The sequence below is a fragment of the Microbispora siamensis genome, assembly GCF_016863095.1.
Classification (GTDB): domain Bacteria; phylum Actinomycetota; class Actinomycetes; order Streptosporangiales; family Streptosporangiaceae; genus Microbispora; species Microbispora siamensis.
In genome coordinates this window covers 61,175-86,318 of the sequence record NZ_BOOF01000030.1, presented here as the reverse complement: position 1 = coordinate 86,318, position 25,144 = coordinate 61,175, and the positions used below count along the sequence as shown (strand labels likewise).

Genomic DNA, 25,144 nt, shown 5'->3' with positions numbered 1-25,144 from the left:
CTTACCCAATGCTTACGCGCGGGCAGGCCACCGCGACCCGCCGATCGACCCGTCCGGGCCGATCTCGCGGCACGGCCGGATCCCCGAGAAGGAGGAGTCCTCTCATGGCGGCAGTCGCCGATCACCGCCGGTTTCTCCCACGTGGCGCCAACGCCGTGTGGTTGTACGCGGCCCTCGTCGCGGCCCTTGTCGCGGGCGTCCTCGTCGTGATGGACGGCCGCGCCAGCGCGGACCAGCCCCCGGTGGACCTCGGCGCGGCCGAGCACTCGGCGGTGCTGGCGGCGGGCACGGTCATCAGCGCGAACATGACCCTGATCACCGGGGACGTCGACGTGAGCCCCGGCACCACCGTCACCGGCTTCCCGCCGGGCGTGGTCGAGGGGGAGATCCACGCCGGTGACGCCGAGGCGGCGCAGGTGATGGCCGACGCGACCGCCGCGTACGACGACATCTCGGATCGGGGCCCCGCCGTCACCGTGCCCGCCGAGCTCGGTGGAACCCGCAGGACCCCCGGCGTGTACGACTCGGCGGACGGGACGTTCCGCATCGACGGGACGCTCACCATCGACGCCGGGGGGAACCCGGACGCGGTCTTCATCTTCCGCGCGAGCACGCTGACCACGGCCAAGGTCAGCAACATCATGCTCGTGGGCGGGGCACAGGCGGACAACGTCTACTGGCAGGCCACCGAGGGCGCCGCCCTCGGGACGTACTCCACCTTCCGCGGCACCGTCCTGGCCCGCGGCTCGATCAAGGTCGCGGAGGGCGCCGTCATCGACGGACGGACCCTCCTCCTCGACAACACGGTCACGATCGAGGGCACCACCGAGGCGGACAACGGGATCAACCGCGCGAACACGGTCGACGCGATCGTCCCGCCGCCGACCCGCGTCACGCTGCCGTTCGACCCCGGCACCACGACCGAGCTGACCTCCTCGCCGAACCCCTCCCAGGCGAAGTTCCCGGTCACGTTCACCGCGCGGGTGCATCCCCGCAGCGGCACGCTGGCGCCGGCCGGGAGGGTGGTCTTCAAGGACAACGGCGTCGTCATCGGCACGGGCATGCAGACCGGCGCCGACACGCCCGCCACGTTCACCACCTCGGCGCTGTCGGTGGGGGAGCACCACATCACCGCCGTCTACCTCGGCGGTCTCACGGCGCAGGCCGAGGCGTGGGTGCGCTTCGCCCCCAGCACCTCGAACGAGGTGGTGCAGGTCGTCAACGTGAGGTAGCCCGGCCCCCGTCTCCGCCGCCGTCGTAAGGGTTGCGCCATGATTCGCCAACCACGCGCGGCGGCGGCGGGGCGGGGGCACGGGGCCGTTGTTCACTACGGCGGTGAGCACAACCAGCCTGAAGGCTGTCCCCTTCAACCGGACCCACGTCGCGGACAACGAGCTCGCCTACCTCGCGGAGGCGGTACGCCAGGGGTTCACCTGCGGGGACGGGCCGTTCACCGAGCGGGCCGGCCGGCTTCTGTGCGAACTGACCGGTGCCGCCCGCGCCCTGCTGACGACCTCGTGCACGCATGCCCTGGAGATGTCGGCGATCCTGCTGGACCTGCGGCCCGGCGACGAGGTCCTCATGCCGTCGTTCACGTTCGTGTCGACCGCCAACGCCTACGCCCTGCGCGGGGCGGTGCCGGTGTTCGTGGACTGCAGGCCCGACACCCTGAACATCGACGAACGCCTGATCGAGGCCGCGATCACCGAGCGGACCCGGGCCGTGGTGGTCGTCCACTACGCCGGCGTGGCCTGCGAGATGGACGCGATCGGCGCGGTGGCGGATCGCCACGGCCTGGCCCTGATCGAGGACAACGCGCACGGGCTGGGCGGGTTCTACCGGGGCCGGCCCCTCGGGTCGTTCGGGCTCATGGCGACGCAGAGCTTCCACGCGACGAAGAACGTGCAGTGCGGTGAGGGGGGCGCCCTGCTCGTCAACGACGCCGCCCTCGCCGCGCGCGCCGAGATCATCCGCGAGAAGGGCACCGACCGCAGCCGGTTCTTCCGGGGACAGGTCGACAAGTACCAGTGGGTCGACATCGGGTCGAGCTATCTGCCCTCGGACGTCCTCGCCGCCATGCTGACCGCCCAGCTGGAGTCGTTCGGCACGATCCAGCGGCTGCGCCAGGCGGTCTGGCGCGACTACCACGAGGGCCTGGCGGACTGGGCGGCCGAGAACGGGGTGGCGCAGCCGGCCGTTCCCGACGACCGCGCGCATCCGGCGCACCTCTACCACCTGCTTTTGCCCGACCTGCGCAACCGGCAGGCGTTCATCGCCCACCTCGCCGCCCACGGCGTGCAGGCGGCGTTCCACTACCAGCCGCTGCACAGCTCGCCGGCCGGCCTGCGGCACGGCAGGACCGCCCCCGGCGGCTGCCCGGTCACCGAGAACGTCGCGGACCGGCTCGTACGGCTGCCGCTGTTCGCGGGTCTCGGCGAGGACGGCGCGGCTCGTGTCGTCGAGGCGGTGCGCGGCTACGAGGTGCGCTGACGGTGGGACGGAACGCCACCGGGTTCGCACCGGGACACACACCCGGACCCACACCTGGACACACACCGGGACCGGTGCCGAAAGCCGCCCGATGTCCCGGTCCTGGTCACGATCCCCGGCCGTCCGCGGGGCGCCGTCACCTCGCGCGCTGGGCCCTGTCCGTGGCGCTCGACCGGCGGCGCGTGCTCTACCTGGGCAGCGGCGCGATGTCGGCCGTGGTGTACTACGCGATCCTCGGCGTCCAACTGGCCGCGCTCGGGCATCGGGTCCCGTATCTCCTCCTGCTCGTGACCAGCCAGTTCGTCGCCTCGGTCGTCGTCTATCCGTGGTATCGGCTGAGGGTCTTCCGCGTCTCCGGATCGTCCTGGGTGCTCGGCCACCTGCGGTTCTACGCCGTCGGGCTGGGCTTCCTGGCGGCGTCGGTCACGGGCGTTCCGCTCCTGGTGGAGCTCGCCGGGATTCCGATCATGGTGGCGCAGGCGCTGGTCATCGTCGTGAACGTGCCGCTGAGCTACCTCGTGCACAGACTCTGGACGTTCCCGGCCCGCCGTAAGAACTGATCACTAGGGGAAGGCTGCCCATGGAGGCCACTGACATCCGCCGTACGGTCGAGCTGGAGGACCGGCACTGGTGGTACCGGGAGCGGCGCGCCCTGCTCGCCCGGGAGCTGCGGCGGCTCGGGCCGCCCGGCAGGGCACTCGACGTCGGCGCCGCGGGCGGCGGCAACACCCGCGTGCTCGTGGAGCATGGGTGGGACGCGCTTGCGGCCGACTACTCCGAGACCGCGGTCGAGCTGGCCGTCCGGCGGGGCCTGCGGGCGATCCACGCCGACGCGTGCGACCTGCCGCTGCCCGCACAGTCCTTCGACCTCGTGCTCGCGTTCGACGTGCTCGAGCACATCGAGGACGACCACACGGCCGCCCGCGAGCTGGTGCGCGTGCTGCGGCCGGGTGGCCGGGCGCTGATCACGGTGCCGTGCGACATGGCGCTGTGGTCGGCGCACGACGTGGCGTCCTTCCACTTCCGCCGGTACGCCCGGGACGAACTGGCTGCCCTGCTGCGCGGGGCCGGGCTGGTCGTCGACCGCATGTGGAGCTGGAACGTGCTGATGCGGCCGATCGTGGCCTGGCGCAGGAAGCGCACCAGCGGCTCCGACGTCACGGACGTGCCGCCCCTGGTCAACCTGGGGCTGGGCGCCGTGGTCGCGGCCGAGAGATATCTGCCCGTCAAATCGCTTCCCGGAGTCACCCTGGTCGTGCGGGCGCACCGTCCTTCGTGACGGCGGTTCGCGGGACGATGGAAAGGCGATTCGCGATTTCCGCGTTTCCGGCCGGTGAGCGGGACACCCGCAAAAGAATGTCAAGGAATCCGCCCGGAACGAGGTCGCGGGCGAATTCGTGGTGCCGCCGCCGCGAGAATCGCACGCATGGCTGACACCTCGCCTCGGGAAATCCCTGCCACGGGCCCGTCCCGGTCGGATGAGAAAGCGCTGTTCGATCCGGTCGCGAGGAGCGCGGCCGGGGGAGGCTCGCCGACCCGGAGCCCGGGGGATTCCCCGCACGGGCCGATAACCGGTGCGCCGGCGAAAAACGCGCCGGACGCCCGTGCGACGGCGCGGCGGACGCTGGTGAGATGGGCGCCGGCCGTCGTGGTGCTCGCCCTGACGGCGGCCGCGCTCACCCGCTACGGCGTCCGCGTCTCCGACCTGGCCCGTTTCTGCGGCTACCTCGTCGCCTGCCTCGCGGTCCCAGGAACGCTGCTGGTCCGGGCCCTCTACCGGGGTGACCGCTCCCGGGGCGAGGAGGTCGCGCTCGGGCTGGCCCTCGGATACGGGCTGGAGGTGTTCGCCTACGTCGCGGCCCGGGCCGTGGGGGCGCCGGTACTCGTCCTCGCCTGGCCGGTCGCGACGTACGCCGCCTTCCTCCTCGTGCCCCGGCTCCGGCGGCACTGGAGAAGCGCCCCCGGCACCACCCGGTCACCGATCTGGTGGTCCTGGTCGCTGGCCCTGGTCGTCGCCTACCTGGTGGTCTGGAGCGCGGTCAACTTCTTCCGCACGCAGGCCCTCGCCTGGCCGGCGCTCGGGGCGTCGCTCCCCGACATGCCCCTCCACCTGGCGTTCATCGGGGAACTGCGGCACCACGTGCCCCCGACGATGCCGATCGTCGCCGGGGAGCCGCTGCCGTACCACTGGTTCGTCTACGCCCACTACGCGGCCACGAGCTGGGTGACCGGCGTCGAGCCGCTGGTGCTGCTGTTCCGCCTCGGCATGCTGCCGATGATGGCGGCGCTGGTCGTCCTGCTGGGCCTGGCCGCCCGGCGGGTCATCGGGTCGCGGGCCGGAGCCCTGACCGCCCTCGCCGCCGTCTTCCTCGTCGCGGCGCCGAACCTCTACATCGGCCCGGTCGGCGGCGCGCTGGTCTGGAAGCCGGTCCAGTCCTGGTCGAGCCCCACCCAGACCTTCGGCGCGCTGCTGTTCGTCCCGGTCTTCCTCCTGCTGGCGGACCTGCTCGAGAGACGGAGGCGGAACCCGTGGGAGTGGCTCCTGCTGGGGGTCTTCCTGGCGGCCGTCATGGGGGCCAAGGCGACGTACCTGCCCCTGCTCACGGCGGGCCTGACGGCGGTGGCGGTCGCCATGGCGGTGCGGCGCCGCCGCCCGCACGGCCCGGCCCTGGTCGCCCTGGGCATGAGCGTGGCCTGCCTGCTCTACGCGCAGTTCGTCCTGTACGGCGGGGTGCGCGGGGGAACGACGGCGGCGCCGCTGTCCCTGATGCGCGTGACGTGGGGCGGCGTGGTCGGCGACGGAGGGCCGCTCGGGGGACCGGTGGCCGCGGTCCTCGGGCTCACCCTCCTGTGCGTCCTGTCCGGAGCGGTCGCGTGGTGCGGGACGCTCGGCCTGCTCAGCCGGCCCCGGGCGCTCGCCCGGCCCGCCGTCGTGCTGACCCTCGGCATGAGCCTGGCAGGGCTGGGCGTGGCGCTCTGCTTCGGGCATCCCGGCCTCTCGGAGATCTACTTCCTCCAGGCGCCCTATCCCTATCTGGCGATCGTCTCGGTCTACGGGCTCGTCACCGTCGTGCGCAGGTCGGGGACGTCGCCGTTGTCCGTCGTCTGCGCCGTGGGCGCCGGGGCCGTCGCCGCCTACTGCATCCGGATCCTGTGCGACGTACGGGTCCCGCTGCCCGACGGCGAGCCGCTCGGCGTGCTCGCCCTGCCGTACGCCGCCCTGCTGGTCTTCGTGGCGCTGACGGCGGTCGCGCTGGTCGCCGCGCGGCGCGGCGCGCTGCGCTCGTTCGCCCTCACGCTCGTGGTGACCTCGGCGTTCGCCGCGCCGGCCGCCTGGTTCACCCGGATCCTTCCGGTGACCTACAAGACCCCCGTGAACGCGGCGGAGGACGCCGACCGGGCAGCACGCAGCCAGGCGATGCCGCAGGGCCTGGTCACCGCCGCGCGGTGGCTGCGCGACCATTCCCGCCCCGGCGACGTCGTCGCCACCAACATGCACTGCCGTCTCGGCGTCGACGGCCCCTGCGACAGCCGCGCGGCCTGGGTGTCGGCGCTGGCCGAGCGGCGGGTGCTCGTCGAGGGATGGGCGTACGCGACGGCGAACCTGGACCGGTGGAGCCCGGGCCAGGTGCTCTGGTATCTGCCGTTCTGGGACCGCGAGCGGCTCCAGGCGAACGAGGCGCTGTTCGCGGCGCCCTCCGCGCAGGCGGTGCGGTCGCTGCGGGACCGTTACGGGGTGCGCTGGCTGTTCGTGGACGAGCGGCTGACGGTCCCGGGCACGGAGCTCGGGAACGTGGCCGCCCCGCGCCTGCGCTCCGGGGACTTCGCCGTCTACGAGATCGCCGGCCCGGCGGCGCGGCGCTGAGCTCCCTTGAGACGCTGGGCGCTCTTGAGATACTGAGCGGCGGCCGGTCCGGTGTTGAAGATCAGGTCGAGGACGCTGACGTGGTGGTCGAACGGGGGGTGCGCCTGCGGATACTCCGGATAGCCGGAGTAGTCGAACCACCGGACCCCGATCCCGGCCCGGTCGAAGAGGCTCTCGTCCAGGTAGGCGCGGGCGGCCGGGCCGGTGAGGTACTCGCCGGCGCCCGACCTGCGGCACAGGTCCACGAGGCGCTCGGTCTTGCTCCCGGTCGCGCCGTAGTCCTCGGCGCGGCTCAGGGTCGCCGGGATGCCGAGCACGCCCAGCAGCCCTTCGAGGAAGTGCCGGTTGATGTCCGACAGCCGGTCACTTCGGCAGTCGAGGTAGAGCCGTTCGATCGCCGGCGCGACCTCCTCGAAGCAGGGGGCCTTGCGGTAGGTCTGCGCGAGCAGGAGCCAGTGCGCGCGGGGCCACTCCATGTCGCTCGCGACCACCTCGTTGATCAACCGGCTGCGCGGGCCGCGCCGTACGGGGATGGACAGCCACTTCGGGCCGGCGGCCGTCTTGATCAGGTTGCGGTTGCGCCAGTCCCTGTCGGTGTACTGCACGTCGTCGAACAGGATGAACTCGTCGACGTGCGCGATCAGGTCGAAGTATCCCTTCCAGGGGATGTAGTTCGACTGCACGATGGCGACCCGCTTCACGCGCTCCACCCCTCCGGCCCGCCCGTCACCGTCATCGGCTGCGCCGCACCGCTCTCGGCCCGGGTGCGGACGATGTAGGTGGGGCGGCCCATCCTCTCGACGTGGATCCTGCCGAGGTACTCCCCGATGATGCCGAGCGCGATCATCTGGGCGGACGCGAACAACGCGATCATGGACGCGGTCGAGGTGAAGCCCTTGACGGTGCTGTCGCCCGACCAGTACGTCCACAGGAAGACGGTCAGCAGGACGATGCCGAACGCCCCGGTCAGCAGGCCGAAGTAGGTCACCAGGCGCAGCGGGAGCGTGCTGTACCCGACGAACACGCCGATCGCGTGGCGCACGAGCATCGTGGGGGTGTAGTTGGAGCGGCCGACGAGCCGGCTCTGCATCCGCACCGGTACGGTGCCGACCCGGGTGGTCGCCCAGGAGAAGGCGATGTCGATCTGCGTGTGCGGACCACCGACGCCGTCCAGCGACTCCCGGAGGAAACTCCGGAAGGCGCGGAACGCGGAGATGTCCGCGCCGTTCTCCGCGCCGAACCGCCCGGAAAGCCCGCATTTCAGCGATTTGGAGGCGAAATCGCGAATTCGCCCGTGTGTCCCGCCGCTCGGGACGCCGTACACGATGTCGACGTCGGGCCGCAGGCCCGCCAGGAGCCGGGGAATCTCCTCCGGCGGATGCTGCAGGTCGTCGTCCATCGTCACCATGACCTCGTACCGCGCGCAGCGGATGCCCGCGACCAGGGCGTTGTGCTGCCCGTAGTTGCGGGCCAGCAGCACGGCGCGGACGCTGTCGTGCCGCTCGACGAGGCCCTGCGCCACCTCCCACGTGTCGTCGGGCGAGCCGTCCACGACGAGCACGACCTCGAAGAGGTTCGCGGCGGTGGGCAGAACGGCGAGAAGGCGTTCCACCAGGGCCGGCAGCGTCCGGGCGGATCGGTAACAGGGGATCACAACGGATACGTTGGTCATGGCGTCATTGTGATGAGCGGCCGTCGGCCTCCTCGTGCCGCACATCCGAATTTGCGGGATATTGAGAAACCCGATCCGCACCTTTCACGCTCGTTCGCAATGTGGCCTCCCGGGTCGGCGCGGGTCCGCGCATAGCATTGGCGACTGGCGGGCGGCCGAATGGGAATTCCCACGGCCCCGCCCGGGAGAAAAGGCGCCGGACGATTCCGTTCCCGTCGCGCGGCTCCCGCATGCCCGATGAGGGGAGATCATGGACGTCACATTGAGGCCGGTCCGCGAGGCGGATCTCGACGTTTTCGAAGCGGAACGGGCGACGCCCGAGGCACGGGGCGAATTCCAGTGGTACGGATATCGCCACTCCGGCGCGCTGCGCCGCCAGTTCGCGGACAACGGCCTGCTCGGCGACGACTACGGGCGGCTGGCCATCGACTCCGGCGGGGACACCGCCGGATGGGTGGCCTGGTGGAAGACGGCCTGGGGACCCGAGACGACGTGCTGGTGCTGGGCGATCGGAATCTGTGTCTTCACGGGCTTCCGCGACCGCGGCATCGGCACCGAGGCCCAGCGCCTGCTGGCCGACTACCTGTTCGCGCACACCCGGGCCGAGCGCCTCCAGTGCTTCACCGACGTGGCCAACATCGGCGAGCAGCGTGCGGTGGAGAAGGTCGGGTTCGTGCGTGAGGGCGTCCTGCGGCGGGCCCAGTGGCGCGACGGCGGCTGGCACGACCAGGTCCTCTACTCGCTGCTCCGCGGTGAGCTGCGATGAGCCGCCCACCGGATATCGCGGAAGGACGGGAACAGCGGTGAAGGCACTCGTCCTGGCGGGCGGCAAGGGCACGAGGCTGCGCCCGCTGACCCACACCTCGGCCAAGCAGCTCGTCCCCGTCGCCAACAAGCCGGTGCTCTTCTACGGGCTCGAGGCGATCAGGGACGCCGGCATCACCGACGTGGGCATCATCGTCGGCGACACGGGCCGGGAGGTTCGCGAGGCCGTCGGCGACGGCTCGGCGTTCGGGCTCGACGTCACCTACATCCCCCAGGAGGCGCCGCTCGGGCTGGCGCACTGCGTCCTCGTCGCGCGGGAGTTCCTGGCCGGTGACCCGTTCGTCATGTACCTGGGCGACAACTTCCTGGTCGGCGGCATCCGCGGCCTGGTCGACGCCTTCCGCGCCGAGGAGTGCGACGCCCGCATCCTGCTCACCCGGGTGGCCGAGCCGCAGTTCTACGGCGTGGCCGAGCTCGGTCCGGACGGGGAGATCGTCGCGCTGGAGGAGAAGCCCGAGCACCCGCGCAGCGATCTGGCGATCGTCGGGGTCTACACGTTCTCCCCGGCCATCCACGAGGCCGTACGCGCGATCAGGCCGTCCGCGCGGGGCGAGCTGGAGATCACCGACGCGATCAAGTGGCTCATCGACACCGGGCACCGCGTGCGGTCGCACTTCGTCACCGGCTACTGGCGCGACACGGGCCGCCTGCAGGACATGCTGGAGTGCAACCGCATCGTGCTCGAGGCGGTCGAGCCCGACGTCGCGGGCACCGTGGACGGGCTGTCGGAGGTCAGCGGGCGCGTGGTGATCGCTCCCGGCGCCGTGGTGGAGGGCTCGGTCATCCGCGGCCCGGTGGTGATCGGCGCCGACACCAAGATCATCGGCTCGTACGTCGGGCCGTACACCTCGATCGGCGAGGGCTGCGTGATCGAGGACACCGAGGTGGACTACAGCATCGTGCTCGCCGACTCGGCCATCAGGGGCGTCCGCGGCATGACCCACTCGCTGGTCGGCCGCAACGCGGAGGTCACGAAGGCGACCGGGGTGCCCAACGCCTACCAGCTCATGATCGGAGACCACAGCAAGGTGCAGGTGCGCGCGTGAAGATACTCGTCGCCGGCGCGGCCGGCTTCATCGGCTCCCACTACGTCCGCTCGCTGCTGTCGGGCGTCTATCCCGGCTATGAGGACGCCCGGGTCACGGTGCTGGACAAGCTCACCTACGCCGGCAATCCGGCCAACCTCGCCCCGGTGGAGTCCGACCCCGCCTTCACGTTCGCGTACGGCGACGTGTGCGACGCGGACCTGCTGCGCGAGCTGGTCCCCGGGCACGACGTGGTCGTGAACTTCGCCGCCGAGACCCACGTCGACCGGTCGATCACCGGTGCGGGCGACTTCGTGACGACCAACGTGCTGGGCACGCAGCGGCTGCTGCAGGCCGCCCTGGAGGCGGACGTCCGCACGTTCGTCCAGGTGTCCACCGACGAGGTGTACGGCTCGATCGACGAGGGGACGTGGACGGAGGCGGAGCCGCTGCTGCCGAACTCGCCCTACTCGGCGGCCAAGGCCGGGGCCGACCTGCTCTGCCGCGCCTACCACCGCACGTACGGGCTGGACGTCCGGCTGACCCGGTGCTCGAACAACTACGGGCCGTACCAGTACCCGGAGAAGGTCATCCCGCTGTTCGTCACCAACCTGATCGACGGGCGGCCCGTGCCCCTGTACGGCGACGGCCGCAACGTGCGGGAGTGGCTGCACGTGGACGACCACTGCCGGGGCGTCCAGCTTGTGCTGGACAAGGGGGAGCCCGGCGAGGTCTACAACATCGGCGGCGGGGTCGAGCTGAGCAACCTCGACCTCACCCGCCGGATCCTGGACGCCTTCGGCGCGGGATGGGAGATGGTCGAGCAGGTGCCCGACCGGCCCGGGCACGACCGGCGCTACGCGCTGGACAGCGGCAAGATCAGGGCGATCGGCTACGAGCCCCGGGTGGACTTCGACGAAGGACTCGCCGGCGTCGTGCACTGGTATCGGGACCACCAGGACTGGTGGCGCCCGCTCGTGAACCGTCGCGGCTGAGGACGGCCACATCATGACAGACAAGGGACGGGGGTCCTTGATGGAGAAACTGGTCGTGGTCGGGCAGGGCTACGTCGGCCTGCCGCTGGCCGTACGCGCCGTGCACGCCGGGTTCGACGTGGTGGGCGTCGAGGTGGACGAGTGGCGGGTCAAGCGGCTCAACGCCGCACAGTCGTACGTCGAGGACATCGGCGACGACGCGCTCGCGGCGGCGCACGCGACGGGCCGCTACCGGGCCAGCGCGGACTACGCCGACGCCGAGGGCTTCGACGTCTGCGTGATCACCGTGCCGACGCCGCTGACCGACGGCGTGCCCGACCTCAGCCACATCGCGTCGGCCGGCCGTTCGCTCGCCCCACGCCTGCGGCCGGGCGCGACCGTGGTGCTGGAGTCGACCACCTATCCGGGGACGACGGAGGAGTACCTGCGCCCGATCCTGGAGGAGGGATCGGGGCTGCGCGCGCCGGGCGACTTCCACCTCGGCTACAGCCCCGAGCGGATCGACCCCGGCAACGCGCGGTGGCGCTTGGAGAACACGCCGAAGGTCGTCTCCGGTCTCGACGACGCCGCCCTCGCGCGGGTCCGCGACTTCTACGAGGCCGTCGTCGAACACGTCGTCCCCGTGTCCTCGCCGCAGGTGGCCGAGTTGTGCAAGCTCCTGGAGAACACCTTCAGGCACGTCAACATCGCCCTGGTCAACGAGCTGTCGGTCTTCGCCAGGCAGCTCGGCATCGACGTGTGGGAGGCCATCGACGCCGCCTCGACCAAGCCGTTCGGCTACATGCGCTTCACCCCGGGGCCCGGCGTCGGCGGCCACTGCCTGCCGATCGACCCGTCGTACCTGTCCTGGAAGGTCAAGCGCAGCCTGGGGCACAACTTCCGGTTCGTGGAGCTGGCCAACGACGTCAACGACCACATGCCCGCGCACGTCGTCGACCGGCTGGTGCTGGCGCTGAACGACCGGCGCAAGGCCCTGAACGGCAGCCGGGTGCTCCTGCTCGGCCTGTCGTACAAGAAGAACACCGGCGACTGCCGCGAGTCCCCGGCGCTGGAGGTGGCCAAGCACCTGCGCAAGCTGGGCGCGGACGTGCGCGCGGCCGACCCGCACGTCGACCTCGCCCTCGTGCCCGAGGGGGTGGCGATCGCCGACGCCTCGCCGCGGGAGATCGCGGCGGCCGACGCCGTCGTGGTCCTCACCGACCACGACTGCTTCGACTACGCCCTGGTCCAGCGCGAGAGCGCCTTCGTCTTCGACACCCGCAACCGCTGCCGGGGGCCGAACGTCGAGCGGCTCTGACGGCCGGGCTCGTCGAAGGGCCGCTAACCGCCGCCGGTGCGCGGCGGCAGGTGCACGGTCATGAGCAGCTCGCAGGGCTCGGCGCCGCCGCCCCGGTAGGTGTGGGGGACGCCACCGTCGAACGTGGCGGTGGCCCCGGCGGGGACCTGGTGTTCCGCGCCGTCGAGGACGAGGGTCAGGCGGCCGCGGATGACGCTGACGGTCTCCACCACCCCGTCCGGGTGGGGATGGCTGGGATACGCCTCGCCGGGGTGCAGGCGCCAGCGCCACACCTCCACCGGCGCCGGGCCGCTGGTGGTGAGCATGAGGCGGGCCTCGCCGCCGTGCTCTCCGGTCCACAGCGGCTCGGTGTCGGCGGCCTCCACGATCTGGATGTCGCGATGCCGCCGGCCCTCGGTGAGGGCCGACACCGACATGCCCAGGGCGTCGGCGAGGCGCACCAGCGTGGCCAGGTTAGGGTTGCCCTGCGCGTTCTCCAGGCTGACCAGCGCTCCCTTGCTCACCTGCGCCCGGGCGCTGAGCTGCTCCACGGAGAGGCCCGCCCGCAGCCGGGCCGCCTTCACGTTGGACGCCACCGCCCGCAGCGCCGCCGCCGTATGCCCCACCGCTTGCCATCCCTCCTGTCGGTCACTCTATTGTACCTTACGGTCGTTCCACTGAAAGGTATGCGTTGTGACCGCTCTTCTGCTGGCCCTGGCCAGCTCTCTCGCGTACGGCTGCGCCGACTTCCTCGGCGGGCTCAGCGCCCGCGGCGCGCACGTCCTGCGCACCGTCGTCATCGCGGCTCCCGCGAGTCTCGCCGTCGAGCTCGCCTTGTGGCCCTTCCTCGGCGCGCACTGGAGCCCGGCCGCGCTGGCCTGGGGCGCCGCGTCCGGAGCCGCTTCGGCCGCGGCCTTCGCGCTGCTCTACCGCACCCTGGCGATCGGTCCGATGAGTGTGCTTTCCCCCATCACCGCGCTGGTCTCCGCCGTCCTGCCGGTCGGCCTCGGCCTGGCCCAGGGCGAACACCTCACCACCTACGCCCTGCTCGGCCTCCCGCTCGCGCTGATCGCCGTCGTCCTGGTCAGCGCGGGCCCCGGTGCGGGCGCCTCCCGGCCCAGCCGCACCACCCTGCTGCTGGCCCTGGGCGCGGGCGCCGCCATCGCCGCCCAGCTCATCTGCCTCCATCAGGCCCCCGCCGACAGCGGCCTCGCTCCGATCATCGCCGGTCGCGCCGTCTCCTCCGTCCTCGTCCTGACCGCGGCCGCCCTGCTCCGCGAGCGCCTCGGCGACCGGCGCCCCGCGCCCGCCCTCTGCGCCGCCGCGGGCATGCTGGACTCCCTGGCCAACCTCGCCTTCCTCCTGGCCGCCCGCAGCGGAGACCTCGCCGTCGTCGCCGTCATCACCGCGCTCTATCCGGCCGGCACCGTCCTGCTGGCCCGCGTCGTCCTGGCCGAACGCATCCACCGCAGCCAGCTCACCGGGCTCGGCGCCGCCGCCGTCGCCGTCAGCCTCCTCGCGCTCAACTGATCGCGGGCTGCCGTCAGCGGGTCAGGTCGTGCGGGCCCACGGCGGGACCGTGCTCCAGCGGCAGGTCGCCGATGAGCGCGACTCCCTCGTACGGACCCTCGGGCAGCGCGAGACGCGGCGGCCGGGGCTCGCCCCGCCCGGACCCGCGCCCGCCCAGGCGGCGCGCGACGTCGTCGCGCAACTGCGGCAGGTACGCGTAGAGGCGGTCGCCCGGGCATGCGGTCCGGTTGAGGTCGCGGTGGCCGACGATGGCCTCGTGTGGGTCGAGCGCGTAGGCGTCGCACAGCCAGGCCAGCAGGGCGGTCAGCGCGGACAACTGGCGGGCCGGGGGCAGGCAGGAGGTGTAGGTCCCCTCGGTCTCGATGCCCAGCGTGTGGTCGTTGTGGTCGGCCGCCTGCGCGCCCATCACGTGCTTGCCCGCCTCCACAGCCGGCAGTGAGCGGTTGCGGCCCTCCATGACGTATCCGCCCCGGCTGACGGTGAACTGCTCGCCGATGTCCTCCCAGCCGTTGTGCTTCATGTGGTAGCGCTGGATCGTCCGGGACAGCCGGAAGGCCGCGTCGAGGTCGGTCGCGCCCGTGTTCGCCGTCGCCGTGTGGTGGACGACGAGCCGGTCGGGCGCCCGGTCGAGCACCTCGGCCTTGCTCCTGGGCGGATCGGCCTTCCAGTCCGACCGGGTGTACACGCGTGGCCGCCGCGGGCGGTTCCCGGCCCAGACGGGCGTGGCCGTCGCGACGAGCCCGCCCTGCGCGGTCAGGATCGCCGCGGGCAGGCACGCCGACCAGAGGAGCCCCGTCGAAAGAAACGCGCGGCGTGAGACCGCTGGCATCCGTCCTCCCCGAGTGCGCGCGGGCCCTCGGGGGCCCTCGTCCGGCGGGAGGCGGCATCGATATCCCCTTTCCCCGCCGCGGATATTCCTGCGCGCGGAAAACCGGTCACATGTCAACCGAAATGTCCGTGCCATGCCGCAGGGGAAAACGCCGCAGTCCGGTCATGGAATGGCGCTACCGCGATCGCGGGAATTTCCCGAAATACCCGCGTACGGGCCGTGGCGGGGGTGCTGACCTTGCGTGACGACGGCCGGTCCGGGCGCCGTTCGCCCGGCGTCACGCGGACGAAACGAGGGCCGCGCGAGAGGCGGGCCCGTGTTAACCCGATGTTGCCTCCGTTATGCGTGTGGATTGCATGTTTCGCGGGTGCGGCACATGTAACGGCCGCACGGTCACGCTTGGTCAAAGTGCGTAACGCGCTCTTCCTACCTTCGTTTCCGGCCCCAGCCGACAGACGATGCGGGAGGAACGATGACGGCGACGCAGGCGGCGCGCACGGCCCCGGAAGTACCCCGGAAGGGCCGCTGGATCGGTGACTGGCGACCGGACGATCCGGTCTTCTGGGAGAGCACCGGCAAGAAGGTGGCCCGGCGGAACCTGGCGTTCTCGATCCTGGCCGAGCACCTGGGCTTCACGCTGTGGACCGTCTGGAGCATCGTCTCGGTCAAGCTCGGCGCCTACAAGTTCTCCACGGACCAGCTGTTCTGGATCGTCTCGCTGCCCAACCTCGTGGGCTCGGCGCTGCGCATCCCCTACACGTTCGCGCCCGCCCGGTTCGGCGGCCGGAACTGGACGGTGGTCAGCGCGCTGCTGCTGCTGGTGCCCGCCGTCCTGCTCGCGGTGGCCGTGAACGACCCGGGCACGCCCTACTGGGCCTTCCTGCTCATCGCGGCGACGGCCGGGCTCGGCGGCGGCAACTTCGCCTCCAGCATGGCCAACATCACCTACTTCTTCCCGCAGAACAGGCAGGGCGCCGCCCTCGGCCTCAACGCGGCCGGCGGCAACATCGGCGTCAGCTCCGTGCAGTTGCTGATGCCGCTGGTCATCGCCGGGTTCGGACTGGCCGCGGCCGGACTGTTCTGGGTGCCCTTCGTCCTGGCCGCCGCCGCCGGGGCGTACTTCTGCATGGACAACCTGACCTCGGCCAAGGCCGAGCCGAGGGAGATGGCCAAGGCGGCCGGCCGGGCGCAGACCTGGATCATGTCGGTCCTCTACATCGGCACGTTCGGCTCGTTCATCGGCTACTCCACCGCGTTCCCGCTGCTCATCAAGTCGCAGTTCCCCGAGCACGCCGCGCTGACCTCGCTGGCGTTCCTCGGCCCGCTGGTCGGGTCACTCATCCGGCCGGTCGGCGGCTGGCTGTCGGACCGCCTCGGCGGCGCCTCGGTGACGTTCTGGAACTTCGCCGCGATGATCGCCTCGGTTCTGCTCGTCTGGCAGGCCATGTCGGCCCGCAACTTCGTGCTGTTCTTCGCCGCGTTCATGCTGCTGATCGGCACCGCCGGCGTCGGCAACGGCTCCACGTACCGGATGATCCCGGCGATCTTCCGGGCGAAGGCGGTGGCCGGCGTCGAGCCCGGCACCCCCGCGTACGAGGAGGCGCTCGCGACCGGCAAGCGCGACGCCTCGGCGGCCATCGGGTTCATCTCCGCGGTGGGCGCCTTCGGCGGGTTCTTCATCAACCGCGGGTTCGGCAGCTCCATCTCCGCCACGGGCGGCGCGGGGGCGGCGCTCGCGGCCTTCGCCGCCTTCTACGCCGTCTGCTTCGCGCTCACCTGGTTCTGCTACATGCGCACCCTGGGAGCGAAGTCGGCGCCGAGCCTGGCGGCCGCCCGGGTCTGAGACGCGGCCTCTCGCGGGCGCCCGCGCGGCGCCCGCCTTTTTCCGGACTCATGCCTCACGAGCGGCGACAGCACAAGTGAGCTTTCGAGACGACGGGGTCTCTCACACGCCGCGCTCGCCGAAGTTAGCGCGGTTGGCGCCTTGTAGCACAGCGGTAACAGAAGGGACCCAGCGGTGAAACCGCCTGTCAGCACCATCGGATCCATGCCGATCTCACTACACGCTCCCGATCCTGTGATGTCACAGGCCGCCGTGGGCACGACCGTGGGCTCGGCCACCCACTGCCCGTACTGCGCGCTCCAGTGCGGCATGTACGTCGGGAAGGGCGAGATCACCCCGCGTGAGGACATCCCGGCCAACGCCGGCGGCCTGTGCCAGAAGGGCTGGACGGCGGCGGAGCTGCTGACCTCGCCGGACCGGCTCACCACCCCGCTGCTGCACGGCAGCCCGGTGAGCTGGGACGAGGCGCTCGACCACGTCGCGGCCCGGATCGAGGCCATCAGGGCGGAGCACGGGCCGGACGCCGTGGCGGTGTTCGGCGGCGGCGGGCTGACCAACGAGAAGGCCTACCAGCTCGGCAAGTTCGCCCGGGTCGCGCTGCGGACCAGCCAGATCGACTACAACGGCAGGTTCTGCATGTCCTCGGCGGCGGCTGCGGTCAACCGGGCCTTCGGCATGGACCGGGGGCTGCCGTTCCCCATCACCGACATCGCCCGTGCCGGTGCCGTCCTGTTCGCCGGGGGCAACGTCGCCGAGACCATGCCCCCCTTCGTACGGCACCTGACCGCGATGCGCTCCGGAGGCGGCCGGCTCGTCGTCGTCGACCCGCGCCTCACCCAGACCGCCAAGATGGCCGACCTGCACCTGCAGGTCACCCCGGGCACCGACCTCGCGCTCGCGCTCGGCCTGCTGCACATCGCGATCGCCGAGGGGTACGCCGACCTGGACTACCTGGCCGCCCGCACGACCGGCTTCGAGGAGGTGCGCACCTCCGTGTCGGCCTGGTGGCCCGAGCGGGTGGAGCGCGTCACCGGCGTCCCGGTCGCGCAGATGCGCGAGGCCGTACGGATCCTCGGGGAGGCGGAGCGCGCGATGGTGCTGACCGGCCGGGGCGCAGAACAGCACGCCAAGGGCACCGACACGGTCACCGCGTTCGTCAACCTGGCGCTCACCCTCGGGCTGCCCGGCCGTGAGGGCTCCGGCTACGGCTGCGTGACCGGCCAGGGCAACGGCCAGGGCGGCAGGGAGCACGGCCAGAAGGCCGACCAGCTCCCCGGCTACCGGAAGATCGACGACCCGGCGGCGCGGGCGCACGTCGCGGCCGTCTGGGGGATCGACCCCGCCGGCCTGCCCGGCCGCGGCCGGTCCGCGTACGAGCTGCTGGACGCGCTCGGCACGCCGGAGGGACCGAGGGCGCTGCTGCTGTTCGGCTCCAACCCCGTCGTCTCCGCGCCGCGCGCCGGGCACGTCGCCCGGCGGCTGGACGCGCTCGACCTGCTCGTGGTCTCCGACTTCGTGCTGTCGGAGACCGCGGCCATGGCCGACGTCGTGCTCCCCACGACGCAGTGGGCCGAGGAGGCGGGCACGATGACGAACCTGGAGGGCCGGGTCCTGCTGCGCCGCCAGGCCGCAGCGCCGCCGCCGGGCGCGCGCAGCGACCTGGAGATCCTTCACGGGCTGGCCGAGCGGCTCGGCTGCGGCGAGAAGTTCCCCGCCGACCCGCGCACGGTCTTCGACGAGCTGCGCCGGGCCTCGGCCGGGGGCGTCGCCGACTACTCCGGCATCACCTACGAGCGGATCGCGGCCGAGACCGGTGTGTTCTGGCCGTGTCCCGAGACGGCGGGGGACCCCCACTCCGATCCACACCCCGGGACCCCGCGGCCGTTCCTGGACGGCTTCGCCACTCCCGACGGCCGGGCCCGCCTGGTGCCGGTGGACCACCGTCCGCCCGCCGAGGACGTGGACGAGGAGTTCCCGCTCTACCTGACGTCGGGGCGGGTGCTCGCCCACTACCAGTCGGGGGCGCAGACGCGCCGCATCCGCCCGCTCACGCAGGCGTCGCCCGAGGTGTTCGTGGAGCTGCACCCAGACCTCGCGGAGCGGCTGGGCGTCGCCCCCGGCGACCGCGTCCGGGTGCGCAGCCGCCGGGGCGCCGCCGAGGGCGTGGCCCGCGTGAACGCCTCGATCCGGCCGGACACGCTGTTCATGCCGTTCCACTGGGAGGGCGTCAACCTGCTCACCAATCCGGCGCTCGACCCGGTGTCGCGGATGCCGGAGTTCAAGGTCTGCGCCGCCGCGATCGAGCGGTGCGCGGAAGACGGGGAGCGTGTCGCGTGAGGCTCGTCGTGGTGGGGAACGGGATGGCGGGCTCGCGCCTGGTGAGCGAGGTCCGCGCCCGGGACAAGGACGTGAAGATCACGGTGTTCGGCGCCGAGGCGTGGCAGCCGTACAACCGGGTCCTGCTGTCGAACGTGGTGGCCGGCACGTCGAGCCCGGACCAGGTCCGGCTCCTCGACCCGCGCTGGTACGCCGACCACGGCGTGACCGCCCGCCTCGGTGTCGCGGTCACCGCGATCGACCGGGACTGCCAGACGGTGGTCGCCGCCGACGGGACGCGAGAGCCGTACGACGTGCTCGTGCTCGCCACGGGCAGCGAGCCGGTCGTCCCGCCGATCCCCGGCGTGGAGCGGGCGACGGCGTTCCGCACGCTGGACGACTGCGAGCGGATCAGGGAGGCCGCCGCGAGCGCGCGCAGCGCGGTCGTGGTCGGCGGCGGGCTGCTCGGCATCGAGGCGGCGCGCGGCCTGGCCGGCCGGGGCGTCCCGGTGACGCTGCTGCACCTGGCCGGGCACCTGATGGAGCGCCAGCTCGACGAGGAGGCCGGGCTCATCCTCCGCGAGACGCTCGGCGCGCTCGGCGTCGCCATCCGCACCGGCGTCACCGTGAGCGCGATCCGGGAGCGGCACGTCGAACTCGCCGACGGCGAGCTGATCGACGCCGATCTGGTCGTGCTCGCCTGCGGCGTGCGCCCGGTCGTCGGGCTCGCCCGGGACGCGGGGCTGGAGGTCGAGCGCGGCGTCGTCGTGGACGACGAGCTGCGCACCGACGACCCGTCGATCTTCGCGATCGGGGAGTGCGCCCAGCACGCCGGCCGGGTCTACGGACTGGTCGCCCCCGGCTGGGAGCAGGCGTCGGTCGTGGCCGACCTCGTCACAGGCGCCGACAAGGGCGCGCGCTACCGGGGCTCGCGGCTGGTCACCCGGCTGAAGGCCAGGAGCGTGGAGCTCGCGGCGATGGGGGAGACCCAGCTGACGGAGGACGAGGCGGAGATCGTCCGCTTCTCCCACCGGCACAAGGGCACCTACCGCAAACTCGTCATCCGGGACGGCCGGTTGGTCGGCGCGATCCTGCTGGGCGAGACCTCCGCGGTGGGCACGCTGACCCAGCTCTTCGACCGGGGAGGTCCCCTGCCCGGCGACCGCACCGGGCTGCTGTTCCCCGATCTCGCGGGCGTGGGCGGCGCGGCGGTGGCCGACAGCCCCACTCGGATGCCGGATTCGGCCCGGGTCTGTCAGTGCAACAACGTGACGAAGGGCCAGATCAGGGCGTGCTGGGAGTCCGGCGCGCGGGACGTGGAGGCCGTGGCCGCCGCGACGAGGGCCACCACCGGCTGCGGGAGCTGTCGCGACGCGGTCGAGGGCATCGTCGGCTGGCTGTGTGAGCAGGAGGGCGTAAGCGCATGAGGGACCGTAAGCGCATGAGACTCGTCGTTGTCGGACACGGCCCGGCGGCACACCGCCTGATCGAGACGCTCGACGGCCGGGGCTTCGACGGGACGGTCACCGTTTTCGGGGAGGAGCCCCGCCCGGCCTACGACCGGGTGGCGCTCACCTCCTACCTCAGCGGCAAGAGCGTCGAGGACCTCACCTATCCGGTTCCGGACCGCGTCACGCTCAGGACCGGCGTCCGCGTCACCGCGATCGACCGCGCGAACCGCACCGTCACCACCGACGCCGGCGACAGCGAGCCGTACGACGTGCTGGTGCTGGCCACCGGGTCGGCGCCGTTCGTGCCGCCGGTGCCGGGCCGGGACCTGCCGGGCTGCTTCGTGTACCGGACGATCGACGACCTGGACGCCATCAGGGACGCGTCGCGGGACGCCCGGGCGGGCGTGGTCATCGGCGGCGGCCTGCTCGGCCTTGAGGCGGCCGACGCCTTGCGCGGGCTCGGCCTGGACACGCACATCATCGAGATGAGCGGCTGGCTCATGCCGCGCCAGGTGGACGAGGGCGGCGGCTCGGTGCTGCGCGGGCACATCGAGGGGCTCGGGCTGACGATCCACACGGGCGCGGGCGTGCGCTCGATCGAGGCCGGCCCCGACGGCCGGGTCACGTCGCTCGTCAAGCCCGACGGCGAGGCGATCGAGGCGCAGGTCGTCGTCTTCTCCGCCGGCATCCGGCCGCGCGACGAGCTCGCCCGCGACTGCGGCCTGGAGGTCGGAGAGCGCGGCGGCATCGTGGTCGACGAGGGCATGCGCACCTCCGACGAGCACATCTACGCGATCGGCGAGTGCGCCCTGGCCGGCGGGATGGTCTACGGCCTCGTCGGGCCCTGCAACACGCAGGCGGAGGTGGCCGCCGAGCGCATCCTGGACGGGTCCGCGGCCTTCACCGGCGCCGACATGTCCACGAAGCTCAAGCTGATGGGCGTGGAGGTCGCGCAGTTCGGGGCCATGTCGGGCGCGCTCGACGTCACCTACATGGACCCCGTGGGCGGCGTCTACAAGCGGCTGTTCATCAGCGACGACGCCACGACCCTGCTCGGCGGCATCTGCGTCGGCGACGCCTCGCCGTACAACGCGCTGCGGCCGTTCGTCGGCAAGCCGCTGCCCGGCGCGCCGAGCGACCTGCTGTTCGCCGGCGCGGGCAAGGCATCGGTCGACCTGCCCGACGACGCGCAGGTCTGCTCCTGCAACAACGTCACCAAGGGCAGGATCTGCGCGGCCATCGCCGATAAGGGCCTGACCGACGTGCAGGGCATCAAGGACTGCACCCGGGCCGGCACCACCTGCGGAAGCTGCGTGCCGATGCTCAAGCAGATCCTGGTGAAGTCGGGCGTCGACGTCGGCAAGGCGCTGTGCGAGCACTTTCCGCACAGCAGGGCCGAGCTGTTCGACATCGTCAACGTCCGGGGGATCACGACGTTCTCCCAGCTCATCGCCGAGCACGGGACCGGCCGCGGCTGCGACATCTGCAAACCCGCGGTCGCCTCGATCCTCGCCTCCCTCGGCCGCGGCCACATCCTCGACGGCGAGCAGGCCGCGCTGCAGGACACCAACGACCAGTTCCTGGCCAACATCCAGAAGAACGGCACCTACTCGGTCGTCCCGCGCATCCCGGGCGGCGAGATCACCCCGGACAAGCTCATCGTGATCGGCGAGGTGGCCCGCGAGTTCGGGCTCTACACGAAGATCACCGGAGCGCAGCGCATCGACCTGCTCGGGGCCCGGGTCGAGCAGCTGCCCGCCATCTGGCGCCGCCTCGTCGACGCCGGCTTCGAGTCCGGCCACGCGTACGGCAAGGCGCTGCGGACGGTGAAGTCCTGCGTCGGATCCACCTGGTGCCGCTACGGCGTGCAGGACTCGGTGGGCCTGGCCATCGCCCTGGAGCTGCGCTACCGGGGCCTGCGCTCGCCGCACAAGCTGAAGTCGGCCGTCTCCGGCTGCGCCAGGGAGTGCGCCGAGGCCCGGTCGAAGGACTTCGGCATCATCGCGACCGAGCAGGGCTGGAACCTCTACGTGGGCGGCAACGGCGGCTTCAAGCCCCGCCACGCCGACCTGCTCGCGTCCGACCTGTCCACCGACGACCTGGTCAGGACCATCGACAGGTTCCTGATGTTCTACATCCGCACCGCCGACCGGCTCCAGCGCACCGCCGCGTGGCTGGAGAACCTGGACGGCGGGCTCGACTACCTCCGTGAGGTGATCATGGAGGACTCGCTCGGCATCTGCGCGGAACTCGACGCGCAGATGGAGCGGCACGTGTCCACGTACGTCGACGAGTGGCGCGCCACCATCGAGGACCCCGACAAGCTGCGCCGCTTCGTCAGCTTCGTCAACGCCCCCGGCGTTCCCGACCCCTCGATCTCCTTCGAGACCGAGCGCGACCAGATCAAGCCGGTGCTTATCCCACTGGAGGTGACCCGCACATGACCATCCTCGACGAGACCCCGGCCCTTGCCGGCCACTGGACCCCGGTCTGCTCCTACACCGACCTGCTGCCCGAGCGGGGCGCGGCGGTGCTCGTCGGCGACCGGCAGGTGGCGGTCTTCCGCACCTTCGACGGCGCCCTGTACGCCCTGGGCAACCTCGACCCGTTCAGCGGGGCGTACGTGATGTCCCGGGGCATCGTCGGCACCAGGAACGGCGAGCCGACCGTGGCCTCGCCCATGCACAAGCAGGTGTTCTCGCTGGTGACGGGCGTGTGCGCGGACGACCCGGGCGTCGCCGTACCGACCTATCCCATTCGAGTCACCGACGGAACCGTGGAGGTGAGCGTGGTATGACCGCGCTGGTGGACCCCGCACTCGTGGACGGTGCCCCGATGAGCCTGGAGACGGCGCCGGACGCGCTGGCCGGGTTCACGATCGGGGTGACGGCGACCCGCCGCAGCGAGGAGCTGGCCGCGCTCCTCGAACGGCGGGGCGCCCGGGTCGTGCGGGCGCCCGCGATCCGCATCGTGCCGCTCGCGGAGGACGCCGGGCTGCTCGCCGCCACCCGGGCCTGCCTGGAGGCGCCCGTCGACGACGTGGTCATCACCACGGGCGTGGGGTTCCGCGGGTGGATGGCGGCGGCGGAGGGCTGGGGCCTGGCCGCCGACCTGAACGCGCACCTGGGCGGCGCGCGGCTGCTCGCCCGCGGCCCCAAGGCGCGCGGGGCCGTACGCGCGGCCGGCCTGGTGGACTTCTGGACGCCGGCCACCGAGTCGTGCGAGGAGGTCAAGGAGTACCTGCTCGCGCAGGACCTGCACGGCCGCCGCATCGCCGTGCAACTGCACGGCGAGCCGCTCGACGGCTTCGTCGCGGCGCTGCGGGAGGCGGGGGCCGAGGTGATCGAGGTGCCGGTCTACCGGTGGCTGCCCTACCGCGACACCTCGCCGCTGCGCCGCCTGATCAGCCAGGCGATCACCGGCTCGGTGGACGCGGTGGCCTTCACCAGCGCGCCCGCCGTGCTGGCCATGCTGGGCGCCGCCCGCGCCGACGGGCTGGAGGACGCGCTGCTCGCCGCGTTCGGCACCCGCGTGGTCGCGGCCTGCGTGGGCCCGGTCACGGCCGGGCCGCTGACCCAGCGCGGCGTGCCGGTCGTCCAGCCCGACCGGGCCCGCCTCGGCGCGCTCGCCCGGACCCTCGCCCGCCACCTGCCGGAAAGCGGCGTCACGCGGCTCGTCGCCGGCGGGCACGAGCTGGAGATCCGCGGCCACGCCGTGGTGGTCGACGGCGAGCTCAAGCCGCTGCCGCCCGCCCCGATGGCCGTGCTCAAGCGGCTCGCCGAGCGTCCCGGGCACGTGGTGAACCGGGCCGACCTGCGGGTCGTGCTGCCCGGCGGCCCCTCCCGCGACTCGGCCGAGCACGCGGTCGAGATGGCCATCACCCGCCTGCGCCGGGCGCTCGGCCCCTCGGGCATCGTCGAGACCGTCGTCAAGCGCGGCTACCGCCTCGCCTGTGGCCGGGACGAGCGGTGACCCCGACTCTGGTGATGGCCGCGCACGGGGCGCGCAGCGGCCACTGGGAGTCGGTCATGGACTCCCTGGCGGCCCGGGTGCGCCGCGCCCGGCCCGGCGCGCCGGTCGAACTCGCTTTCCTGGAGATCAGCGCGCCGCTGCTGTCCGACGTGCTGTCGCGGGTGGCGGGACCGGTCGTGGTGGTCCCCATGCTGCTCGCCGGGGGATACCACGCGCACATCGACCTGCCGGCCGTCGTCGCCCGCACCCGGCCCGACGCGGTCGTCGCCGGGCAGCTCGGACCGCACCGCCTGCTGACCTCGGTGCTGGCGCGCCGCCTGGCCGCGGCCGGCCTGCGGCCCTGCGACGCCGTGATCCTGGGCGCGGCCGGCTCGTCCGACCCCGCCGCGCTCGACGACGTCCGCGCCGCCGCCCGGCTGCTGTCCGTACGGCTCTCGCGTCCCGTCACCGCCGCCTTCGCCTCGGCCGGGACGCCCACGCTCGCCGAGGCGCTGGAGCGCGTCAGGGCCGGCCTCGCCCCGCGCGTCGCCGTCGCCTCCTACCTGCTCGCGCCCGGCTTCTTCCACGACCGCCTGATGAGCGGCGGCGCCGACCTGGTCAGCGCGCCCCTCGGCGTGGACGACGACCTGGCCGCCCTCGTCTGGGCCCGGTTCGACGAGGCCCTCGCCCGGCCCGGCGCGGCCGTTCCGCCCGCCCCCGCGTCCTACGCCGCCGGCACCCGGAGCTGAACGGACCACTTCCACGCCTTCCGGGCGCCTTTCCTGGCGCCTTTCTCAACGCGTTCCGGGACCGCCTCGCGCGCTGCCTCCTGCGCCGAGGATCATGAGATCGTCAGGGCCGCCGCCCCCGCGGGAGCGCACGCAGGGAGATGTGCGCGGAGCCGGAAGCGCACCACCATGATCCGCATGTCCACATCCGGTCCTTCGTGAGCAGGCCCGTGGCTTCCACATGAGCCACCGATCTGTCCACCAGGGGACCGGCAGCGTTCCGGCGTGCCCGTGACGCGCCGGAGTGGACCGCGGCCCGCGCTTCCTGAGCGGCGAACCCGCCGCCGC

Annotated in this window: 21 protein-coding genes; 17 read left to right on the top strand and 4 right to left on the bottom strand. The window is 72.5% G+C overall.

The features are described 5' to 3' along the window. The first annotated feature begins 104 nt into the window (after positions 1-104). The 5 genes from Msi02_RS24865 to Msi02_RS24845 all read left to right on the top strand — a co-directional run bounded on the left by Msi02_RS24865 (position 105) and on the right by Msi02_RS24845 (position 6,355). Positions 105-1,232, top strand: a complete 1,128-nt coding sequence (locus tag Msi02_RS24865; protein WP_204050487.1) for an ice-binding family protein — start codon at positions 105-107, stop codon at positions 1,230-1,232. A gap of 103 nt (positions 1,233-1,335) precedes the next feature. Further along, a complete protein-coding gene (gene rffA, locus Msi02_RS24860; RefSeq protein ID WP_239108676.1) occupies positions 1,336-2,490 on the top strand; it encodes a dTDP-4-amino-4,6-dideoxygalactose transaminase in 1,155 nt (384 codons plus the stop codon). 161 nt (positions 2,491-2,651) lie between these two features. After that, a complete protein-coding gene (locus Msi02_RS24855) occupies positions 2,652-3,050 on the top strand; it encodes a GtrA family protein (RefSeq protein WP_204050485.1) in 399 nt (132 codons plus the stop codon). Between the two features lie 20 nt (positions 3,051-3,070). Then, on the top strand, positions 3,071-3,769 hold the full coding sequence (locus Msi02_RS24850; protein ID WP_204050484.1) for a class I SAM-dependent methyltransferase: 699 nt from the start codon (positions 3,071-3,073) through the stop codon (positions 3,767-3,769). 348 nt (positions 3,770-4,117) lie between these two features. Beyond that, complete coding sequence (locus Msi02_RS24845) at positions 4,118-6,355, top strand: hypothetical protein (protein ID WP_204050483.1); 2,238 nt, start codon at positions 4,118-4,120, stop codon at positions 6,353-6,355. On the opposite strand, the gene Msi02_RS24840 is transcribed toward Msi02_RS24845, so the two are convergent. Both Msi02_RS24840 and Msi02_RS24835 read right to left on the bottom strand, forming a co-directional pair. Beyond that, positions 6,322-7,056, bottom strand: coding sequence for a WbqC family protein (locus tag Msi02_RS24840; protein WP_204050482.1), 735 nt, complete (start codon positions 7,054-7,056; stop codon positions 6,322-6,324). The genes Msi02_RS24845 and Msi02_RS24840 overlap by 34 nt on opposite strands. After that, the gene (locus tag Msi02_RS24835; protein WP_505745418.1) at positions 7,053-8,072 is read right to left on the bottom strand and encodes a glycosyltransferase family 2 protein; all 1,020 of its coding nucleotides are present in this window, start codon (positions 8,070-8,072) and stop codon (positions 7,053-7,055) included. The genes Msi02_RS24840 and Msi02_RS24835 overlap by 4 nt, the downstream gene beginning before the upstream one ends. Positions 8,073-8,277: 205 nt before the next feature. Here Msi02_RS24835 and Msi02_RS24830 point away from each other — a divergent pair, with 205 nt between their 5' ends. Genes Msi02_RS24830 through Msi02_RS24815 form a run of 4 tightly spaced genes read left to right on the top strand, consistent with a single transcriptional unit; the run spans position 8,278 to position 12,169 of the window. Then, positions 8,278-8,793 carry a GNAT family N-acetyltransferase gene (locus tag Msi02_RS24830; RefSeq protein ID WP_239108675.1) on the top strand — a complete coding sequence of 172 codons (516 nt, stop codon included), beginning with the start codon at positions 8,278-8,280 and terminating at the stop codon, positions 8,791-8,793. 37 nt (positions 8,794-8,830) lie between these two features. Further along, positions 8,831-9,898 carry a glucose-1-phosphate thymidylyltransferase gene (locus tag Msi02_RS24825; RefSeq protein ID WP_204050480.1) on the top strand — a complete coding sequence of 356 codons (1,068 nt, stop codon included), beginning with the start codon at positions 8,831-8,833 and terminating at the stop codon, positions 9,896-9,898. Beyond that, positions 9,895-10,872, top strand: coding sequence for a dTDP-glucose 4,6-dehydratase (gene rfbB, locus Msi02_RS24820; protein WP_204050479.1), 978 nt, complete (start codon positions 9,895-9,897; stop codon positions 10,870-10,872). The genes Msi02_RS24825 and rfbB overlap by 4 nt, the downstream gene beginning before the upstream one ends. A gap of 13 nt (positions 10,873-10,885) precedes the next feature. Next, the gene (locus Msi02_RS24815; RefSeq protein ID WP_239108674.1) at positions 10,886-12,169 is read left to right on the top strand and encodes a nucleotide sugar dehydrogenase; all 1,284 of its coding nucleotides are present in this window, start codon (positions 10,886-10,888) and stop codon (positions 12,167-12,169) included. Between the two features lie 23 nt (positions 12,170-12,192). On the opposite strand, the gene Msi02_RS24810 is transcribed toward Msi02_RS24815, so the two are convergent. Next, complete coding sequence (locus Msi02_RS24810; RefSeq protein WP_204050478.1) at positions 12,193-12,774, bottom strand: XRE family transcriptional regulator; 582 nt, start codon at positions 12,772-12,774, stop codon at positions 12,193-12,195. A gap of 67 nt (positions 12,775-12,841) precedes the next feature. On the opposite strand from Msi02_RS24810, the gene Msi02_RS24805 reads away from it, so the two are divergent. Beyond that, positions 12,842-13,678, top strand: a complete 837-nt coding sequence (locus tag Msi02_RS24805) for an EamA family transporter (protein WP_204050477.1) — start codon at positions 12,842-12,844, stop codon at positions 13,676-13,678. Between the two features lie 13 nt (positions 13,679-13,691). On the opposite strand, the gene Msi02_RS24800 is transcribed toward Msi02_RS24805, so the two are convergent. After that, entirely contained in the window at positions 13,692-14,507 is an 816-nt protein-coding gene (locus Msi02_RS24800; RefSeq protein WP_204050476.1) for a peptidoglycan recognition protein family protein, read from the bottom strand. Between the two features lie 472 nt (positions 14,508-14,979). Here Msi02_RS24800 and Msi02_RS24795 point away from each other — a divergent pair, with 472 nt between their 5' ends. The 7 genes from Msi02_RS24795 (at position 14,980) to Msi02_RS24765 (ending at position 24,817) form a co-directional block, all read left to right on the top strand. After that, on the top strand, positions 14,980-16,350 hold the full coding sequence (locus Msi02_RS24795) for an MFS transporter (RefSeq protein WP_204050475.1): 1,371 nt from the start codon (positions 14,980-14,982) through the stop codon (positions 16,348-16,350). Positions 16,351-16,587: 237 nt separating this feature from the next. Beyond that, positions 16,588-18,687: a molybdopterin oxidoreductase family protein gene (locus tag Msi02_RS24790; RefSeq protein WP_239108689.1), complete on the top strand. Its 2,100-nt coding sequence runs from the start codon at positions 16,588-16,590 to the stop codon at positions 18,685-18,687. Then, positions 18,684-20,093: an FAD-dependent oxidoreductase gene (locus Msi02_RS24785; protein WP_204050473.1), complete on the top strand. Its 1,410-nt coding sequence runs from the start codon at positions 18,684-18,686 to the stop codon at positions 20,091-20,093. Before Msi02_RS24790 ends, Msi02_RS24785 begins: the two co-directional genes overlap by 4 nt. A 14-nt stretch (positions 20,094-20,107) precedes the next feature. After that, on the top strand, positions 20,108-22,561 hold the full coding sequence (nirB, locus tag Msi02_RS24780) for a nitrite reductase large subunit NirB (RefSeq protein ID WP_204050472.1): 2,454 nt from the start codon (positions 20,108-20,110) through the stop codon (positions 22,559-22,561). Next, positions 22,558-22,914, top strand: a complete 357-nt coding sequence (gene nirD, locus Msi02_RS24775) for a nitrite reductase small subunit NirD (RefSeq protein ID WP_204050471.1) — start codon at positions 22,558-22,560, stop codon at positions 22,912-22,914. Before nirB ends, nirD begins: the two co-directional genes overlap by 4 nt. Beyond that, positions 22,911-24,089: a uroporphyrinogen-III synthase gene (locus Msi02_RS24770; RefSeq protein WP_239108673.1), complete on the top strand. Its 1,179-nt coding sequence runs from the start codon at positions 22,911-22,913 to the stop codon at positions 24,087-24,089. The genes nirD and Msi02_RS24770 overlap by 4 nt, the downstream gene beginning before the upstream one ends. Next, positions 24,086-24,817, top strand: coding sequence for a sirohydrochlorin chelatase (locus Msi02_RS24765; protein ID WP_239108672.1), 732 nt, complete (start codon positions 24,086-24,088; stop codon positions 24,815-24,817). Before Msi02_RS24770 ends, Msi02_RS24765 begins: the two co-directional genes overlap by 4 nt. Positions 24,818-25,144 lie beyond the last annotated feature (327 nt).

Excerpts from the sequence above, each read along its gene's own strand:
- Msi02_RS24865 (WP_204050487.1), top strand. The coding sequence starts at position 105 with ATGGCGGCAGTCGCCGATCACCGCCGGTTTCTCCCACGTGGCGCCAAC.
- Msi02_RS24850 (WP_204050484.1), top strand. The coding sequence starts at position 3,071 with ATGGAGGCCACTGACATCCGCCGTACGGTCGAGCTGGAGGACCGGCAC.
- Msi02_RS24835 (WP_505745418.1), bottom strand. The coding sequence starts at position 8,072 with ATGTGCGGCACGAGGAGGCCGACGGCCGCTCATCACAATGACGCCATG.
- Msi02_RS24830 (WP_239108675.1), top strand. The coding sequence starts at position 8,278 with ATGGACGTCACATTGAGGCCGGTCCGCGAGGCGGATCTCGACGTTTTC.
- Msi02_RS24815 (WP_239108674.1), top strand. The coding sequence starts at position 10,886 with ATGACAGACAAGGGACGGGGGTCCTTGATGGAGAAACTGGTCGTGGTC.
- Msi02_RS24800 (WP_204050476.1), bottom strand. The coding sequence starts at position 14,507 with ATGCCAGCGGTCTCACGCCGCGCGTTTCTTTCGACGGGGCTCCTCTGG.
- Msi02_RS24795 (WP_204050475.1), top strand. The coding sequence starts at position 14,980 with ATGACGGCGACGCAGGCGGCGCGCACGGCCCCGGAAGTACCCCGGAAG.
- Msi02_RS24790 (WP_239108689.1), top strand. The coding sequence starts at position 16,588 with ATGTCACAGGCCGCCGTGGGCACGACCGTGGGCTCGGCCACCCACTGC.
- nirB (WP_204050472.1), top strand. The coding sequence starts at position 20,108 with ATGAGACTCGTCGTTGTCGGACACGGCCCGGCGGCACACCGCCTGATC.
- nirD (WP_204050471.1), top strand. The coding sequence starts at position 22,558 with ATGACCATCCTCGACGAGACCCCGGCCCTTGCCGGCCACTGGACCCCG.
- Msi02_RS24770 (WP_239108673.1), top strand. The coding sequence starts at position 22,911 with ATGACCGCGCTGGTGGACCCCGCACTCGTGGACGGTGCCCCGATGAGC.